At 63.4% G+C, this 14,687-nt stretch carries 15 protein-coding genes; 13 read left to right on the top strand and 2 right to left on the bottom strand.

Annotated elements, in window-relative coordinates:
* Positions 1 to 41: 41 nt before the first annotated feature.
* Positions 42 to 836: an ABC transporter permease gene (locus ACODS1_RS18670; protein ID WP_489086839.1), complete on the bottom strand. Its 795-nt coding sequence runs from the start codon at positions 834 to 836 to the stop codon at positions 42 to 44.
* Positions 833 to 1,765 carry an ABC transporter ATP-binding protein gene (locus ACODS1_RS18665; protein WP_489086838.1) on the bottom strand — a complete coding sequence of 311 codons (933 nt, stop codon included), beginning with the start codon at positions 1,763 to 1,765 and terminating at the stop codon, positions 833 to 835. The genes ACODS1_RS18670 and ACODS1_RS18665 overlap by 4 nt, the downstream gene beginning before the upstream one ends.
* 435 nt (positions 1,766 to 2,200) lie before the next feature.
* Here ACODS1_RS18665 and ACODS1_RS18660 point away from each other — a divergent pair, with 435 nt between their 5' ends.
* From ACODS1_RS18660 to ACODS1_RS18600, 13 genes are all read left to right on the top strand, one after another.
* On the top strand, positions 2,201 to 4,648 hold the full coding sequence (locus ACODS1_RS18660) for an acyl-CoA dehydrogenase (protein ID WP_489086837.1): 2,448 nt from the start codon (positions 2,201 to 2,203) through the stop codon (positions 4,646 to 4,648).
* A 145-nt stretch (positions 4,649 to 4,793) separates the two neighbouring features.
* A complete protein-coding gene (locus ACODS1_RS18655; protein WP_322981173.1) occupies positions 4,794 to 5,201 on the top strand; it encodes a PA2817 family protein in 408 nt (135 codons plus the stop codon).
* A gap of 105 nt (positions 5,202 to 5,306) precedes the next feature.
* Entirely contained in the window at positions 5,307 to 5,855 is a 549-nt protein-coding gene (locus ACODS1_RS18650; RefSeq protein WP_322981172.1) for a Tll0287-like domain-containing protein, read from the top strand.
* Positions 5,852 to 6,136, top strand: a complete 285-nt coding sequence (locus tag ACODS1_RS18645; protein WP_322981171.1) for a metal-sensing transcriptional repressor — start codon at positions 5,852 to 5,854, stop codon at positions 6,134 to 6,136. The genes ACODS1_RS18650 and ACODS1_RS18645 overlap by 4 nt, the downstream gene beginning before the upstream one ends.
* Before the next feature lie 204 nt (positions 6,137 to 6,340).
* A complete protein-coding gene (locus ACODS1_RS18640) occupies positions 6,341 to 7,204 on the top strand; it encodes an MBL fold metallo-hydrolase (RefSeq protein ID WP_322981170.1) in 864 nt (287 codons plus the stop codon).
* Between the two features lie 10 nt (positions 7,205 to 7,214).
* Positions 7,215 to 8,954, top strand: coding sequence for a bifunctional protein tyrosine phosphatase family protein/NAD(P)/FAD-dependent oxidoreductase (locus ACODS1_RS18635; protein WP_489086836.1), 1,740 nt, complete (start codon positions 7,215 to 7,217; stop codon positions 8,952 to 8,954).
* Positions 8,951 to 10,720 carry a SulP family inorganic anion transporter gene (locus tag ACODS1_RS18630; protein WP_489086835.1) on the top strand — a complete coding sequence of 590 codons (1,770 nt, stop codon included), beginning with the start codon at positions 8,951 to 8,953 and terminating at the stop codon, positions 10,718 to 10,720. The genes ACODS1_RS18635 and ACODS1_RS18630 overlap by 4 nt, the downstream gene beginning before the upstream one ends.
* On the top strand, positions 10,704 to 11,084 hold the full coding sequence (locus ACODS1_RS18625) for a rhodanese-like domain-containing protein (protein ID WP_489086834.1): 381 nt from the start codon (positions 10,704 to 10,706) through the stop codon (positions 11,082 to 11,084). Before ACODS1_RS18630 ends, ACODS1_RS18625 begins: the two co-directional genes overlap by 17 nt.
* A gap of 164 nt (positions 11,085 to 11,248) precedes the next feature.
* Complete coding sequence (gene cydP, locus ACODS1_RS18620; protein ID WP_489086833.1) at positions 11,249 to 11,461, top strand: cytochrome oxidase putative small subunit CydP; 213 nt, start codon at positions 11,249 to 11,251, stop codon at positions 11,459 to 11,461.
* Positions 11,458 to 13,023 (top strand): cytochrome ubiquinol oxidase subunit I, encoded by a 1,566-nt coding sequence (locus tag ACODS1_RS18615; protein WP_489086832.1) that lies wholly within the window; start codon positions 11,458 to 11,460, stop codon positions 13,021 to 13,023. Before cydP ends, ACODS1_RS18615 begins: the two co-directional genes overlap by 4 nt.
* A 10-nt stretch (positions 13,024 to 13,033) precedes the next feature.
* Positions 13,034 to 14,173 carry a cytochrome d ubiquinol oxidase subunit II gene (gene cydB / locus ACODS1_RS18610; RefSeq protein WP_489086831.1) on the top strand — a complete coding sequence of 380 codons (1,140 nt, stop codon included), beginning with the start codon at positions 13,034 to 13,036 and terminating at the stop codon, positions 14,171 to 14,173.
* Positions 14,174 to 14,184: 11 nt separating this feature from the next.
* A complete protein-coding gene (gene cydX, locus ACODS1_RS18605) occupies positions 14,185 to 14,298 on the top strand; it encodes a cytochrome bd-I oxidase subunit CydX (protein WP_322981163.1) in 114 nt (37 codons plus the stop codon).
* Positions 14,282 to 14,581 carry a cyd operon YbgE family protein gene (locus ACODS1_RS18600; protein WP_489086830.1) on the top strand — a complete coding sequence of 100 codons (300 nt, stop codon included), beginning with the start codon at positions 14,282 to 14,284 and terminating at the stop codon, positions 14,579 to 14,581. The genes cydX and ACODS1_RS18600 overlap by 17 nt, the downstream gene beginning before the upstream one ends.
* Positions 14,582 to 14,687: the final 106 nt, after the last annotated feature.

The following is a 14,687-nucleotide window of genomic DNA, read 5'->3' as shown; positions in this document are numbered from 1 at the left end:
GCGCCGCGAAAATCGCGGATGAATCCGCTCCCACAAAAGCGTCACTGGCGCATGCCGCGGCCACTGATCAGCAAACGAATGCACAGCGTATAGAGCGCGGCAGTCGCCAGCAGCATGAAACCGATGGCCACGCCGATACGAATATCGGATACGCCGAGGATGCCGTAGCGGAACGCGTTGACCATGTGCAGGATCGGATTGCCCAGCGACACCGTCTGCCAGAACGGCGGCAGCAAGGAGATGGAGTAGAACACCCCACCCAGGTAGGTCAAAGGCGTCAGCACGAAGGTCGGGATGATCGAGATATCGTCGAAGTTGCGCGCATACACGGCGTTGACGAAGCCGCCGAGGGAGAAGATGGTCGCCGTCAGCAGTACCACCAGCACGGTGATACCCAGGTGATGCACCTGCAGATGGGTGAAGAACAGCGACAGGCAGGTGACGATCACGCCCACCGCCAGCCCGCGCAACACGCCACCGACGACGAAGCCGATGAGGATGGTGTGCGGCGATACCGGCGACACCAGCAATTCCTCGACGTTGCGCTGGAACTTGCTGCCGAAGAAGCTCGACACCACGTTGCCGTAGCTGTTGGTGATCACCGACATCATGATCAGCCCCGGCACGATGTACTCCATGTAGGTGAAGCCACCCATGTCGCCAATCTGCCGGCCGATCAGGTTGCCGAAGATGACGAAGTACAGAACCATGGTGATCGCCGGTGGCAGCAGGGTCTGCGGCCAGATGCGCACGAAGCGGCGGATTTCGCGGTGAACGATGGTACGCAGGGCCACCAGGTTGGCGGCAAATTCGCTGTTGAGGTACGGGGTATTCATTGCGCCACCTTGGCCAGGTTCTTTTCCACCAGGGAGACGAACAGCTCCTCCAGGCGATTGCTCTTGTTGCGCAGGCTAAGTACCTGCACCTGCTGCTGCGCCAGTTGCTGGAACAGCGCATTGAGGCCCTGGCTCTTCTCCACCTGCACCTCCAGGGTGTGGTGATCGACCAGGCGCACCGGGTAGCCGACCAGGTTCGGCGCCTCGTTGTAGGAGTCCTTGAGGTCGAGCAGGAAGGTCTCGACATGCAGCTTTTTCAGCAGATCCTTCATGCTGCTCAGCTCGACGATGCGGCCGTGATCGATGATGCCTATGTTGCGGCAGAGCTGCTCGGCCTCCTCCAGGTAATGGGTGGTGAGAATGATAGTGGTGCCCTGCTTGTTCAGTTCGGTGAGGAAGCTCCACATCGAACGGCGCAGCTCGATGTCCACGCCGGCAGTCGGTTCGTCGAGGATCAGCAGACGCGGCTGGTGTACCAGGGCGCGGGCGATCATCAGCCGGCGCTTCATGCCGCCGGACAGCTCGCGCGAAGCGACGTCACGCTTTTCCCACAGCCCCAACTGAGTCAGGTACTGCTCGGCGCGCTGCTTGGCGATGGAACGCGGGATGCCGTAGTAGCCGGCCTGGGTGACGACGATGTCGAACACCTTCTCGAACTGGTTGAAGTTGAACTCCTGCGGCACCACGCCGAGGCAGCGCTTGAGCGCGTAGGGTTCACGATCAAGGTCGTGACCGAATACGCTGACCGTGCCGCTGCTCTTGTTCACCAGCGTGGAGAGCACGCCGATGGTAGTGGATTTGCCGGCGCCATTGGGGCCGAGCAAGGCGAAGAAGTCACCTTCGGCGACGTCCAGATCGATACCGTGCAGGGCCTGGAAGCCGTTTCCGTAGGTCTTGGTCAACTGGCGGATGGTCAGGGCGGAGCTCATGAAGATGGGGTTTCCCGCGCGAGAGAGAGGTGCTTAAAGGTGTGGGCGATGGCACAGGATTGCAACCGTGTGTTTCGCCCACTTCTGGCTGGCATGCACCCTACCGACCCGGACGCGCGGAGAAAAGACCGTACTGGCGATGTTGATTATCGACTGAGTCGATAAAGCCGTCGGCCCACAGCACGCCGTCAGACCCGATACTCAGGAAACCGTGGCCAGACCAAGGTTCGGCGAACTCGACAAGCGCCGGGCGGTCACTGTCAATGAAGCGGCCGGAGCGTAGACAGGTCTGCATGACGGGTTCTCCTGAAGTTCGCTGCAGTCCAATCCTGGCCATTGCGCCACGCTGACGGCGATCCGGCCAAGCTCAGCGCCCCTGCCGCCATTTATGGCTATGCTCGGTGCGTCGCCCGTTCGAATCATGGAGGAATGCACATGCTCGTCATCTGGTTGCTGGTTTTGCTGCTCGGGGTCACCTACCTGGCCCACAGCCGCACCGCTGCCCTACCCGCCCTCGGCATCACCGCAGCCTATCTGCTCGCCATGGCATTGTTCAGCCCGGTGCCGGGCTGGTTGCAACTGCTGCTGTGGATCGTCACCGGCGCCGTCGCTGCCTTCGTTCTGCTGAGCGACCTGCGCCGGCAACTGTTCACCAGCCCGCTGTTCGCCTGGTTCCAGCGCGTGCTGCCGCCGATGTCAGCCACCGAACGCGACGCCATCGAAGCCGGCACCGTGTGGTGGGATGGCGAGCTGTTCAGCGGCAAGCCCGACTGGGACAAGCTGCTGGCCTACCCCAAGGCCAAGCTGAGCGAAGAGGAACAAGCCTTCCTTGACGGCCCCACCGAAGAACTCTGCGCGATGATCAGCGACTGGCAGGTCGGCCAGCAGATGGATCTGCCGGAGAAGGCCTGGGAGCACATCAAGCAGCATGGTTTCTTCGCCCTGATCATTCCCAAGGAATACGGCGGCAAGGGTTTTTCCGCCTACGCCCACTCGCAGGTGGCGATGAAGCTGGCAACCCGTAGCGGCGACCTGGCCTCCACCGTGATGGTGCCCAACTCCCTCGGCCCGGCCGAACTGCTGCTGCACTACGGCACCGACGAGCAACGCCGGCACTATCTGCCACGCCTGGCACGCGGTGAAGACATTCCCTGCTTCGCCCTCACCGGCCCGCTGGCCGGCTCCGATGCCGGCGCCATGCCGGACACCGGGATCATCTGCAAGGGTCAGTACAACGGCGAGGAAGTGATCGGCCTGCGCCTGAACTGGGAAAAGCGCTACATCACCCTCGGCCCGGTGGCCACCCTGCTCGGCCTGGCCTTCAAGGCCTACGACCCGGATCATCTGCTAGGCGACAAGGAAGACCTCGGCATCAGCCTGGCGCTGATCCCCACCGATACCCCCGGTGTGGAAATCGGCCGTCGCCACCTGCCGCTGGGCGCCGCCTTCATGAACGGGCCGAACTCGGGCAAGGACGTGTTCATTCCGCTGGATTACCTGATCGGTGGCCAGGAGTACCTCGGCAAAGGCTGGATGATGCTGATGAACTGCCTGTCGGTCGGCCGCTCCATCTCCCTGCCGGCGGTCGGCACTGGCGCCGCCAAGTTCACCAGCCTCGTCACCGGTCAGTACGCGCAACTGCGTGAGCAGTTCAATGTGCCGCTGGCGGCCTTCGAGGGCATTCAGGAAGCGCTGGCGCGCATCGGCGGCAACGCCTGGCTGATGGACAGCGCACGCATCCTCACCGCCAACGCCGTCGACCTGGGCGAAAAACCCTCGGTGCTGTCGGCAATCCTCAAGTACCACCTGACCGAACGCGGCCGCGAATGCATCGGCCACGCCATGGACGTGCACGGCGGCAAGGGCATCATCATGGGCCCGAACAACTACCTGGGCCGCTCCTGGCAGGGGGCGCCGATCTTCATCACCGTCGAGGGCGCCAACATCCTCTCGCGCAACCTGATGATCTTCGGCCAGGGTGCCATTCGCTGCCATCCGTACGTGCTCAAGGAAATGGCCCTGGCCGACCGCGACGACCAGGATCAAGCGCTGGCCGAATTCGATTCGCTGCTGATGAGCCATATCGGCTTCGCCGTCGGCAACGCCGCCAGCAGTCTGTTGCTCGGCCTGACCCTGGGCCGCCTGGGCGCGGTGCCCGGCGACGGTCTCAGCCAGCCCTACTACCGCGCGCTCAATCGTCTTGCGGCGGCGTTCGCCCTGTGTGCCGACAGCAGCATGATGCTGCTCGGCGGAGACCTGAAGCGGCGCGAACGCCTGTCAGCACGCCTCGGCGACGTGCTCAGCCACCTCTACCTGGGCTCGGCCGCGCTCAAGCGTTACCACGACCTGGATTATCAGGAAGCCGTGAGACCGATGCTGCGCTGGGCCATGGAAGAAAACCTCTACCACGCCGAGCAAGCGCTGGATGACCTGCTGAGCAACTTCCCCAACCGCCTGTTCGGCTGCCTGCTGAAGGTGCTGGTGTTCCCGCTTGGCCGTCGTCATAACGGCCCGAGCGATACGCTGGACGCCGAAGTGGCGGCGATCATCGGCCGTCAGGCCGGCGACCCGGCACTGGAGTCGGTGCTGGAAGGCTGCTATCGCCCGCAGGCCGATCAGGATTCGGTCGGCGCCCTGCAGCATGCGATGAACCTGGTGCAGGCCAGCCAGGCCGCACGCAAGCGTCTGCACCAGGCGCTCAAGGACGGCAGCCTGCAACCGGTGCCGGGCCAGGACGCCATCGAAGCGGCAATTGCCGCCGGCATCCTCGACAGCGAACAGGGTCAGCACCTGCAAGCAGCCGAAGCGGCGCGACGTCGGGTCATCGATGTCGACGATTTCGCCAAGGACGAGCTCAAGCTCAGCCGCGGCAAGGTGCGCTAACCCAGCGCTTCGTGGGAGGGGCTTCAGCCGCGATTTTCTTTGGTCGCAACTGAAGCCCCTCTCCCACGAAAGCCACCCAAACGGGACAGCGGGCGCCAGGAACTCTATACTCCTGCGCCCGTTTTACCCTTCAGGAAACCGCACCATGGCCAGCCACCTCGACCACCACCTCGCCCTGCTCAACCACCTGCGCGGCATTCTCGTCGCCCTGGGCGAAGCCGAACAGGTGCTCGACGACAGCCACGCCCTGTTCCTCGAGCGCTACGACGAACTGCTCGCCGAACTGCCGCGCGACCCGGTATCCAGCCAGTACCTGGGCCAGGATCTGATCAGCCAGGTATTCCACCGCTACCCACAGATCGCCCACTTGGTGCCACGCGATCTGCTGTGGTTCTTCGGCGGCGACTGCCTGCACTTCATGCCCGACGAGGAAATCGCCCTGTACCAGGCCCTCGACGAGCGTCGCTTCGAAGCCGAAGAGAACGACGAACCCTTCGACTGGAATCAGGAAAAACAGCTGCTGGCGCTGTCTACCGACGGCGCCAAGCACTGATCAACCGCTAACCATTCCACTGGTCAGAATGTCGCAGGCAACTGCGATGACAGGCTTTGCATTTTCATGCATAAATACCCCCACCAGTATTTATGAGACCTGATCATGCGCCCAATCCTGCTCGCCACATTGTTCGCCTGCACCGCCGCACACGCCGCCGCCCCCTGGCAAGACGAAGCCGCGGCACAGATCCCACCATTCGCCGAGCATTTGCTGGGCACGGTACGCCAGGCCATCGCCGATGGCGGGCCGATTGCAGCAGTACAGGCCTGCCAGGCGCTGGCGCCACAGATCGCCAGCGAGCACAGCCAGCAAGCCTGGCAACTGGGCCGCACCTCACTCAAGGTACGCAACCCGAACAATGCCCCTGATGCCTGGGAGCGCAATGTGCTCGAGCGTTTTGCCGAAGCCGCGTCAGCCGGAACGCCGATCAAGGAATTACGCTACGGCGAAGAAGTCGACGGCGAATATCGCTACATGCAAGCCATTGCCGTTGGCGAGCCTTGCATGGCCTGTCATGGCACCTCGATCAAAGCAGAGGTACAAGAGGCCATTGACCAGTATTATCCGCACGATCAGGCCCGCGGTTATAAGGTCGGCGAACTTCGCGGCGCCTTTACCCTGACTCACCCCCTCGCACAGGAAACGCAATGACCGAGACTACCGACCTGCACGCACGCATGCTCGAACAGCAGCAGGCGATGCTCAAGCGCCTGGCCCGGGTCGAGGGACAGATCCGTGGCATCCAGGCGATGATCAAGCGCGGCGAGGACTGTGCCGCCATCGCCCAGCAGTTCTCGGCGGCGCGTAGCGCGCTGGACAAGTCCTACCGGCTGATGCTGACCTGCCTAATCGAAGAAGCCATGCTCGACCCTGAGCAGGACACCGAGGCCTCACTGCAGCGCGTACGCGAGATTTTTACCAAGTACACCTGATGCCCTCCCGGCGCGCCGCTCGCGCGCGCCGAATCTGGCCCATCCCTCACGCGCCAGACGCCGCGGCAAGTTGGCCCGACGGTTATAGCCGTCCCGAACAAGGCCTCTTTTATTATTCATTTTTAATCTAAGCATAGAACCAAAAAACAGTTACGCTTACTCTTAATTAAAATACCCCCACGGGTATAAGAGAGGAGCCTGACCATGCATCCCGATGTCGTCGAATTCTTCGACCCTGCCACCTACACCTACAGCTACGTCGTCATCGATCCTGCCACGCAGCACTGCGCGGTCGTCGACTCGGTGCTTGACTATGACCCGGCCTCCGGGCGCACCTCACACGCCGGCGCAGACCGCATCATCGCCTTCGTCAAGGAGCGCGGCCTGCACGTCGAATGGTTGCTGGAGACCCACGTACACGCCGATCATCTGTCCGCCGCGCCCTATCTCAAGCGTGAGCTGGGCGGCAAGCTGGCCATCGGCGAGCACATCACCGTGGTGCAGAACACCTTCGGCAAGCTGTTCAACGCCGGCAGCGAATTCGCCACCGATGGCAGCCAGTTCGACCGCCTGTTCCACGATGGCGACTCCTTCCACATCGGCGAGTTGCAGGCGCGAGCCATCCATACGCCCGGCCATACCCCAGCCTGTATGACCTACCTGATCGGTGATGCCGGCTTCGTCGGCGACACCCTGTTCATGCCTGACTACGGCACCGCGCGCTGCGACTTCCCCGGCGGCGATGCGCACATCCTTTACCAGTCGATCCAGAAGCTGTTCGCCCTGCCCGGCGAAACCCGTCTGTTCATGTGTCACGACTACAAGGCGCCGGGCCGCGATGACTTCCGCAATCAGACCACGGTGGCCGAGGAACGCGCGCACAACATCCACGTTCACCAGGGCATCGCCGAAGCTGATTTCGTCGCCATGCGGCGCCAGCGTGACGCCACACTGGGCATGCCCAACCTGATACTGCCTTCGGTGCAGATCAACATGCGCGCCGGAAAGCTGCCGCCTGCCGAAGACAACGGCACCCGCTACCTGAAGATCCCCCTGGACGTCCTCTGAGGTCATCACCATGGAATCACTCAAGCGTCTGACGCCCTTCATTGCCGTGGCTGCTCAGTTACAACCTGGCGACATGGGCATGCTCGCCGCTGCCGGCTTTCGCAGCGTGATCAACAACCGTCCAGATGGTGAAGGTGAAGGCCAACCCAGCTCCGCCGAAATGGCTGCCGCGGCCAAGGCCAGCGGCCTCGACTACCACTACCTGCCGGTAACGTCCGGGCAGATCAGCGATGAAGATGTCAGCTCCTTCAGCGCCCTGCTCGGGGAAATACGTGGCCCACTGCTGGCGTTCTGCCGGACAGGTACCCGCTCCACCAGCCTGTGGGCGCTGAGCGAAGCCCACCATCTGGACCCGCAGGTATTGCTGAGCACGGCAGGCGCACAGGGTTACGACCTCAGCGGTCTGGCGCCGCGCCTGGAGCAACGCTGGCAGCAGGCACCGCTTACCCAGGCGCAACCGAGCAACACACCTACCCAACGCTATGACGTGGTGGTGGTAGGTGGTGGCGCCGCCGGTTGCGCGGTGACCGCCAGCCTGCTCAAGCGCAATGCCGACTTGCGCGTCGCCGTGATCGAACCCCGTGAGCAGCACTATTACCAACCAGGCTGGACATTGGTGGGCGCCGGCATCTTCGACCGCGCCCGCACCGAACGGCCGATGGCGCGCTGCATCCCCCATGGCGCGCACTGGATCCGTGCAGCGGTGGCCGGCTTCGAGCCGGATCAGCAGCGCGTGGTGCTGGAAGACGGTAACCGGGTGAACTATCGCGCCCTGATCGTTTGCCCCGGCCTCAGCCTGCATTGGGACGGTATCGAAGGCCTCAAGGAAACCCTGGGCAAGAACGGTGTGACATCCAACTACCAGTTCGAACTGGCACCTTACACCTGGCAACTGGTGCAGAGCCTGCGCAAGGGCCGCGCACTGTTCACCCAGCCACCGATGCCAATCAAGTGTGCTGGCGCGCCGCAAAAGGCCCTGTACCTGTCCTGCGACTGGTGGCTGAAGCAGGGTGTGCTGCCACAGATCGATGTCGAACTGTGTTCAGCCGGCGCCGTCTTGTTCGGGGTACCGACCTTCGTACCGCCGCTGATGCAGTACGTCGAGCGCTACGGCGCCCACCTCAACTTCAGCACCAACCTGATCGCCGTCGATGGCCCGGGTCGCCGCGCTTGGTTCAAGCAGACCGATGCCAGCGGCGAAAGCAAGACGCTGGAAAAGTCCTTCGACTTCCTCCACGCAGTACCGCCGCAGCGCGCGCCCGAATTCGTCCGCCAGAGCCCCTTGGCCGGCGCCGACGGCTGGGTGGAGGCCGATCACGAAACCCTGCGCCACCCGCGCTTCGGCAACGTGTTCAGTCTGGGCGACGTGTGCGCCGCACCGAATGCGAAGACTGCTGCAGCGGTGCGTAAACAGGCGCCCGTGGTTGCCGAGAACGTACTGGCTGTTCTGGCCGGCAAGGGCCCACAGGCGATCTACGATGGTTATGGCTCCTGCCCCCTGACCGTGGAACGCGGCAAGGTGGTACTGGCCGAATTCGGCTACGGCGGCAAACTGCTGCCCACCTTCCCGCTAGATCCGGCCGTGCCACGGCGCCTGGCCTGGGATCTCAAGGTACGGATGATGCCGAGCATCTACTTCGACCTGATGCTGCGCGGCCGCGAGTGGATGGCCGAGCCCAAGCACCTGCCGCACCAGCCACTGGTGGTCGAGGCGCCCGCTGCCTGTGATTTCGGCAAGGAACAGAAATGAAACTGAGCCACTGGCTGCCCTGCCTGGACTGGGGCAGACGCTACGACCGAGGCAGCGCAGCGCAGGATGGACTCGCCGCACTGATCGTCACCCTGATGCTGATTCCGCAGAGCCTGGCCTATGCCATGCTCGCGGGTCTGCCACCGGTGACGGGCCTCTACGCCAGCATATTGCCGCTGCTGGCCTATGCCCTGTTCGGCTCCAGCCGCACCCTGGCCGTTGGCCCGGTGGCGGTGGTGTCGTTGATGACGGCTGCCACGCTCACGCCCATGTTCCCAAGTGGCAGCGCCGAATATGCCGGCGCGGCCATGCTCCTGGCCCTGCTGTCCGGCTTGCTGTTGGCGGCCATGGCCATGCTGCGCCTGGGCTTTATCGCCAACTTCCTCAGCCATCCGGTGGTCTCAGGCTTCATCAGCGCCTCCGGCATTCTCATCGCCGTCGGCCAGCTCAAGCACCTGCTCGGCGTCTCGGCGTCCGGGGAAAACCTGCCGCACCTGCTGCCACAGCTTTTCGCTGCGCTGCCCGCCACGCACGGCCCGACTCTGCTTATCGGCGCCCTCAGCCTGGCCTGGCTGTGGTGGGCCAGAACCCAGCTCAAGCCCCTGCTGCAACGCCTTGGCCTGTCGCCACAACTGGCGGGCAATCTGGCCAAGGCCGGGCCGGTGCTGGCGATCATCGTGGCCATTACCGCTGTCGGCCTGCTGCAATTGGAGCAAGCCGGGGTCCGGGTAGTCGGATTGGTGCCCCAGGGCTTGCCGGGGCTGACCCTGCCCACGCTGGATTTCGACCTGGCCGTGCAGCTGCTGCCCGCGGCGCTGCTGATCAGCCTGGTCGGCTTCGTCGAATCGGTATCGGTCGGCCAGACCCTGGCGGCCAAGCGGCGCCAACGTATCCAGCCGGACAATGAACTGCTCGGCCTCGGCGCCGCCAATATCAGCGCGGCGTTCAGCGGTGGTTTCCCGGTCACCGGCGGCTTCGCCCGTTCGGTGGTCAACTACGATGCCGGCGCGCAGACACCCATGGCTGGCGTATTCACCGCCCTCGGCATCGGCGTCAGCGTGATGCTGCTGACGCCCCTGCTGCACGACCTGCCACAAGCCGTGCTAGCCGCCACCATCATCGTCGCCGTGCTCAGTCTGGTCGACCTCAAGTCACTCCGGCACACCTGGCGTTATTCACGCCAGGACGGCGCCGCGCAGGTCGCCACCCTGCTCGGCGTGCTGCTGATCGGCGTCGAGGCCGGCATCCTGCTCGGCGTCGGCTTGTCGCTGCTGCTGTTTCTCTGGCGCACCAGCCAGCCACACATCGCTGTGGTCGGCCAGGTGCCGGGCAGCGAGCATTTTCGCAACGTCGAGCGCTTCGCCGTGATCGAGTCCCCCAGCGTGCTGTCGCTGCGCGTCGACGAGAGCCTGTACTTCCCCAATGCCCGCTATCTGGAAGAGCGCATCGGCGAGCTGATCGCTTTCCGCCCGCAGGTGCGCCACCTGGTGCTGATGTGCTCGGGAGTCAACCTGATCGACGCCAGCGCCCTGGATTCGCTGCACGCCATCGCCGAGCGCCTGCATACCGCAGGCGTTCAACTGCATCTGTCCGAGGTCAAGGGGCCGGTAATGGATCAGCTACGCCGCTCCGACTTCCTGGAGCGCTTCGGTGGCCAGGTATTCATCAGCCAGTTCGAGGCGCTCAAGCAGCTATCCCCTGCAGCCGCCTCGCCATCCTCTCAACCACTTCCCACTCAAGGTAATACCCATGAAAAGCGCTCATGACCTGGTTCTCGCCGCCAAAACCCGCATCAGCGAAGTCGCTGTGCCGCAGGCCGAAGCAGCCATCCGCGATGCCGACCTGCTGATCGACGTGCGCGAGGCGGATGAATACAGCGCCGCACACATTCCCGGCGCCATCAACATTCCTCGCGGTCTTCTGGAGTTCAAGCTGAGCAACGATGCGCAACTGGCCGAGCGCACGCTCAAGCTGGTTCTCTATTGCAAGAACAGCGGTCGCTCGGCGCTGGCTGCCGACGCGCTGCGGGAGATGGGCTATCGCAATGTGCTGTCTCTGGCCGGTGGTATCGAGGCCTGGCAAGCAGCCGGTCTTGAACTGCTAACGCCCGACCTGCCGGCGTTCGATTGAGTTTCTGGGGCTACCGCAGGCGGCATTGATCCACTAATCGACATTCCCCTGATCTGCATCAATCCCCATCGCTACATACCCCTACGGGTACCCTGTAACATTAGGACACATCCATTCTGCCGGCGCGGCCTAATCGCCTGCGCCGGCGTACGCGGAGCATCGAGATGCCCGAGCGCGCACCCACCTCCCCCTGGCGCATTCCGCTGGTACGCGAAATCGCCGTCATCCTGCTGATCAAGCTGACCCTGTTACTGGGCATCAAGGCCATCTGGTTCAACGCACCGACCGTCCCCCAGGACGGCCAGCAGCGCGTTGAGCAGCACCTGTTCGGTCAGCCCGCCCCGTCTTCAATACCCACCGAGGAGAAACCGAGATGATCTCGGAATCAGTCGTCGATCTGTCACGCCTGCAGTTCGCCATGACAGCGATGTATCACTTCATCTTCGTGCCGCTGACCCTGGGCATGGCCTTCCTGCTGGCGATCATGGAGTCGGTCTACGTGATGACCGGCAAACAGGTCTACAAGGACATGGTCAAGTTCTGGGGCAAGCTGTTCGGCATCAACTTCGCCCTGGGCGTCACCACCGGGCTGACCATGGAGTTCCAGTTCGGCACCAACTGGGCCTACTACAGCCACTATGTCGGTGACATCTTCGGTGCGCCGCTGGCCATCGAGGGGCTGATGGCCTTCTTCCTCGAATCCACCTTCATCGGCCTGTTCTTCTTCGGCTGGGATCGCCTGTCGAAGGTGCAGCACCTGGCCGTCACCTGGCTGGTGGCGATTGGCTCGAATCTCTCGGCACTGTGGATCCTCATCGCCAACGGCTGGATGCAGAACCCGGTGGGTGCCGAGTTCAACTTCGAGACCATGCGCATGGAGCTGACCGACTTCGGCGCGCTGCTGTTCAACCCGGTGGCGCAGGTCAAGTTCGTGCACACCGTGGCGGCAGGCTACGTTACTGGTTCGATCTTCGTCCTGGCCATCTCCAGCTACTACCTGCTGAAGAAACGCGACCAGGGCTTCGCCCGCCGTTCCTTCGCCATCGCCTCGGCTTTTGGCCTGGCCTCGATCCTCTCGGTGATCATCCTCGGCGACGAGTCCGGTTACGAGATCGGTGACGTGCAGAAGACCAAGCTGGCTGCCATCGAGGCCGAATGGGACACCCATCCGGCACCGGCCGGCTTCACTCTGTTCGGCCTGCCCAATCAGGAAGAACAACGTACCGACTACGCGGTGAAGATTCCCTACGCCCTGGGGCTGATCGCCACCCGCTCGCTGGACAAGGAGGTCAAGGGCATCAAGGATCTGCTCGTCGAGCACGAGGCGCGCATCCGCACGGGCATGCAGGCCTATGCGCTGCTGGAGCAACTGCGTGGTGGCGACAAGTCGGCCGAAACCATCGCCGCCTTCAATCAGGTGAAGGGCGATCTGGGTTATGGCCTGCTACTGAAGAAGTACACGGAGCATGTGGTCGACGCCAGCGAAGCGCAGATCCGTCAGGCAGCACTGGACACCATCCCCAACGTGTTCAGCCTGTTCTGGACCTTCCGCATCATGGTCGCCAGCGGCTTCCTCATGCTGATGCTGTTCGCCTGCGCCTTCTGGGCCTCGGCGAAGAAGAACGAAGAGAGCAAACCCTGGCTGCTCAAGTGGGCACTGTGGAGCCTGCCACTGCCGTGGATCGCCGCGCAGACCGGCTGGTACGTGGCCGAACATGGCCGCCAACCCTGGTCGATCGGTGAAGTGCTGCCCGTTCACCTGTCCACCTCCAGCCTGTCGACCGGCGACATTTGGGGTTCGCTGACCGCGCTGATCGCCTTCTACAGCCTGCTGCTGGTGGTGGAGATGTACCTGATGATCAAGTTCGCCCGCCTCGGCCCCTCGAGCCTGCACAGCGGACGCTATCACTTCGAACAACAGCAGCCGGCCCACGCCTGAGGACTTCGTCATGTTCGACTACGAAACCCTGAAACTCGTCTGGTGGGTGCTGATCGGCGTGCTGCTGATCGGTTTCGCCCTCACCGATGGCTTCGACATGGGCGCCATGGCGCTGATGCCCTTCGTCGGCAAGACCGACAACGAGCGCCGCGTCGCCATCAACACCATCGCCCCGCACTGGGACGGCAACCAGGTGTGGTTCATCACCGCCGGCGGCGCGCTGTTCGCCGCCTGGCCGATGGTCTACGCGGTGGCCTTCTCCGGGCTTTACTGGGCCATGCTGCTGGTGCTGTTCGCCCTGTTCTGCCGCCCGGTGGGCTTCGATTACCGCAGCAAACTGGAAAACACCCGCTGGCGCAGCGCCTGGGACTGGGCCCTGTTCGTTGGCGGCGCGGTACCGTCACTGGTATTCGGCGTGGCCTTCGGCAACCTGTTTCTCGGCCTGCCGTTTCAGCTCGATGACATGATGCGCTCGAGCTACCACGGCTCCTTCTTCGCCCTGCTCAACCCCTTCGCCCTGCTCTGCGGCGTGGTCAGCCTGAGCATGCTCTGCAGCCACGGCGGCGCCTGGCTGATGATGCGCACCGAAGGTGACCTGGCCGCACGCTCGCGCCGTGCCACCTATATCAGTGCACTGGTCTTCCTCATCGGTTTCCTGCTGGCGGGTAGCTGGCTGGCCCTTGGCATCAAAGGCATGAGCCTGGTCAGTGCAATCGATACCGGCGCCGCGCTGAACCCGCTGAACAAGCAGGTACTGGCCGACAATGCCGGCTGGCTCGGTAACTACGGCCGCTATCCGCTGACGCTGATCGCCCCGGCGCTGGGCGTGGTCGGTGCACTGCTGGCCATCCTCGCCAGCACCTGGCGGCGCGCCGGCCTGGCCTTCATCGGCAGCAGCCTGATGATCGTCGGCGCCATCTGCACCGCCGGCTTCGCCCTGTTCCCCTTCGTTTTCCCGTCCAGCCTCGATGCAGCCTCCAGCCTCACGGTGTGGGACGCGGTATCGAGCCACAAGACCCTGGGCATCATGTTCGTCGTCGCCTGCATCTTCGTGCCGATCATCCTCATCTACACCCTCTGGGGCTACGTGAAGATGTGGGGCAAGCTCAACGACCGCAGCATCGAAGCCAACCCCCACGGCCTGTATTGAGGAGAAACGCGATGTGGTACTTCACCTGGATTCTTGGCGTGCTGCTGGCCAGCAGCTTCGGCATCATCAACGCACTGTGGCTGGAAACCACACAGGATCTCGATACCGATGGCGAACATGAGTGACATCGCCCTGAGCGAGCGCGCGCCCATGCGCGTGCTCTCCTGGCTGCTGGCAACACCGCTGGCGCTGCTGCTGTTGATCCACCCTGGCGCCATGCTCGACAGCCAGGGGCGCTACAGCCATTCGCTGCTGATGTTGGTGATGTGGGGCGTATCCTGCGCCTTCATCCATGGCGTCGGCTTCACCCCGCGCCACTGGCTGTGGCGCGCCTTGTTCTCGCCCTGGCTGGGCTGGGGATTGTGCGGGCTGGGCTATGCCCTGCTGTATCTGGCACGAACGGCCTGAACGCAAACGACAGAAACGAAAACGCCGCTCGATTGAGCGGCGTTTTCGTTTATTTGGAGCGGGAAACGAGACTCGAACTCGCGACCCCGACCTTGGCAAGGTCGTG

The sequence above is a fragment of the Pseudomonas sp. FG29 genome, from assembly GCF_057809355.1.
The sequence above is the reverse complement of the archived record's forward strand: the minus strand, read 5'-3'. Positions and strand labels throughout refer to the sequence as shown.

Excerpts from the sequence above, each read along its gene's own strand:
- ACODS1_RS18625 (WP_489086834.1), top strand. The coding sequence starts at position 10,704 with ATGAAAAGCGCTCATGACCTGGTTCTCGCCGCCAAAACCCGCATCAGC.
- ACODS1_RS18645 (WP_322981171.1), top strand. The coding sequence starts at position 5,852 with ATGACCGAGACTACCGACCTGCACGCACGCATGCTCGAACAGCAGCAG.
- ACODS1_RS18655 (WP_322981173.1), top strand. The coding sequence starts at position 4,794 with ATGGCCAGCCACCTCGACCACCACCTCGCCCTGCTCAACCACCTGCGC.
- cydB (WP_489086831.1), top strand. The coding sequence starts at position 13,034 with ATGTTCGACTACGAAACCCTGAAACTCGTCTGGTGGGTGCTGATCGGC.
- ACODS1_RS18665 (WP_489086838.1), bottom strand. The coding sequence starts at position 1,765 with ATGAGCTCCGCCCTGACCATCCGCCAGTTGACCAAGACCTACGGAAAC.
- ACODS1_RS18635 (WP_489086836.1), top strand. The coding sequence starts at position 7,215 with ATGGAATCACTCAAGCGTCTGACGCCCTTCATTGCCGTGGCTGCTCAG.
- ACODS1_RS18660 (WP_489086837.1), top strand. The coding sequence starts at position 2,201 with ATGCTCGTCATCTGGTTGCTGGTTTTGCTGCTCGGGGTCACCTACCTG.
- ACODS1_RS18600 (WP_489086830.1), top strand. The coding sequence starts at position 14,282 with ATGGCGAACATGAGTGACATCGCCCTGAGCGAGCGCGCGCCCATGCGC.
- ACODS1_RS18630 (WP_489086835.1), top strand. The coding sequence starts at position 8,951 with ATGAAACTGAGCCACTGGCTGCCCTGCCTGGACTGGGGCAGACGCTAC.
- cydP (WP_489086833.1), top strand. The coding sequence starts at position 11,249 with ATGCCCGAGCGCGCACCCACCTCCCCCTGGCGCATTCCGCTGGTACGC.
- ACODS1_RS18615 (WP_489086832.1), top strand. The coding sequence starts at position 11,458 with ATGATCTCGGAATCAGTCGTCGATCTGTCACGCCTGCAGTTCGCCATG.
- ACODS1_RS18640 (WP_322981170.1), top strand. The coding sequence starts at position 6,341 with ATGCATCCCGATGTCGTCGAATTCTTCGACCCTGCCACCTACACCTAC.
- ACODS1_RS18670 (WP_489086839.1), bottom strand. The coding sequence starts at position 836 with ATGAATACCCCGTACCTCAACAGCGAATTTGCCGCCAACCTGGTGGCC.
- ACODS1_RS18650 (WP_322981172.1), top strand. The coding sequence starts at position 5,307 with ATGCGCCCAATCCTGCTCGCCACATTGTTCGCCTGCACCGCCGCACAC.
- cydX (WP_322981163.1), top strand. The coding sequence starts at position 14,185 with ATGTGGTACTTCACCTGGATTCTTGGCGTGCTGCTGGCCAGCAGCTTC.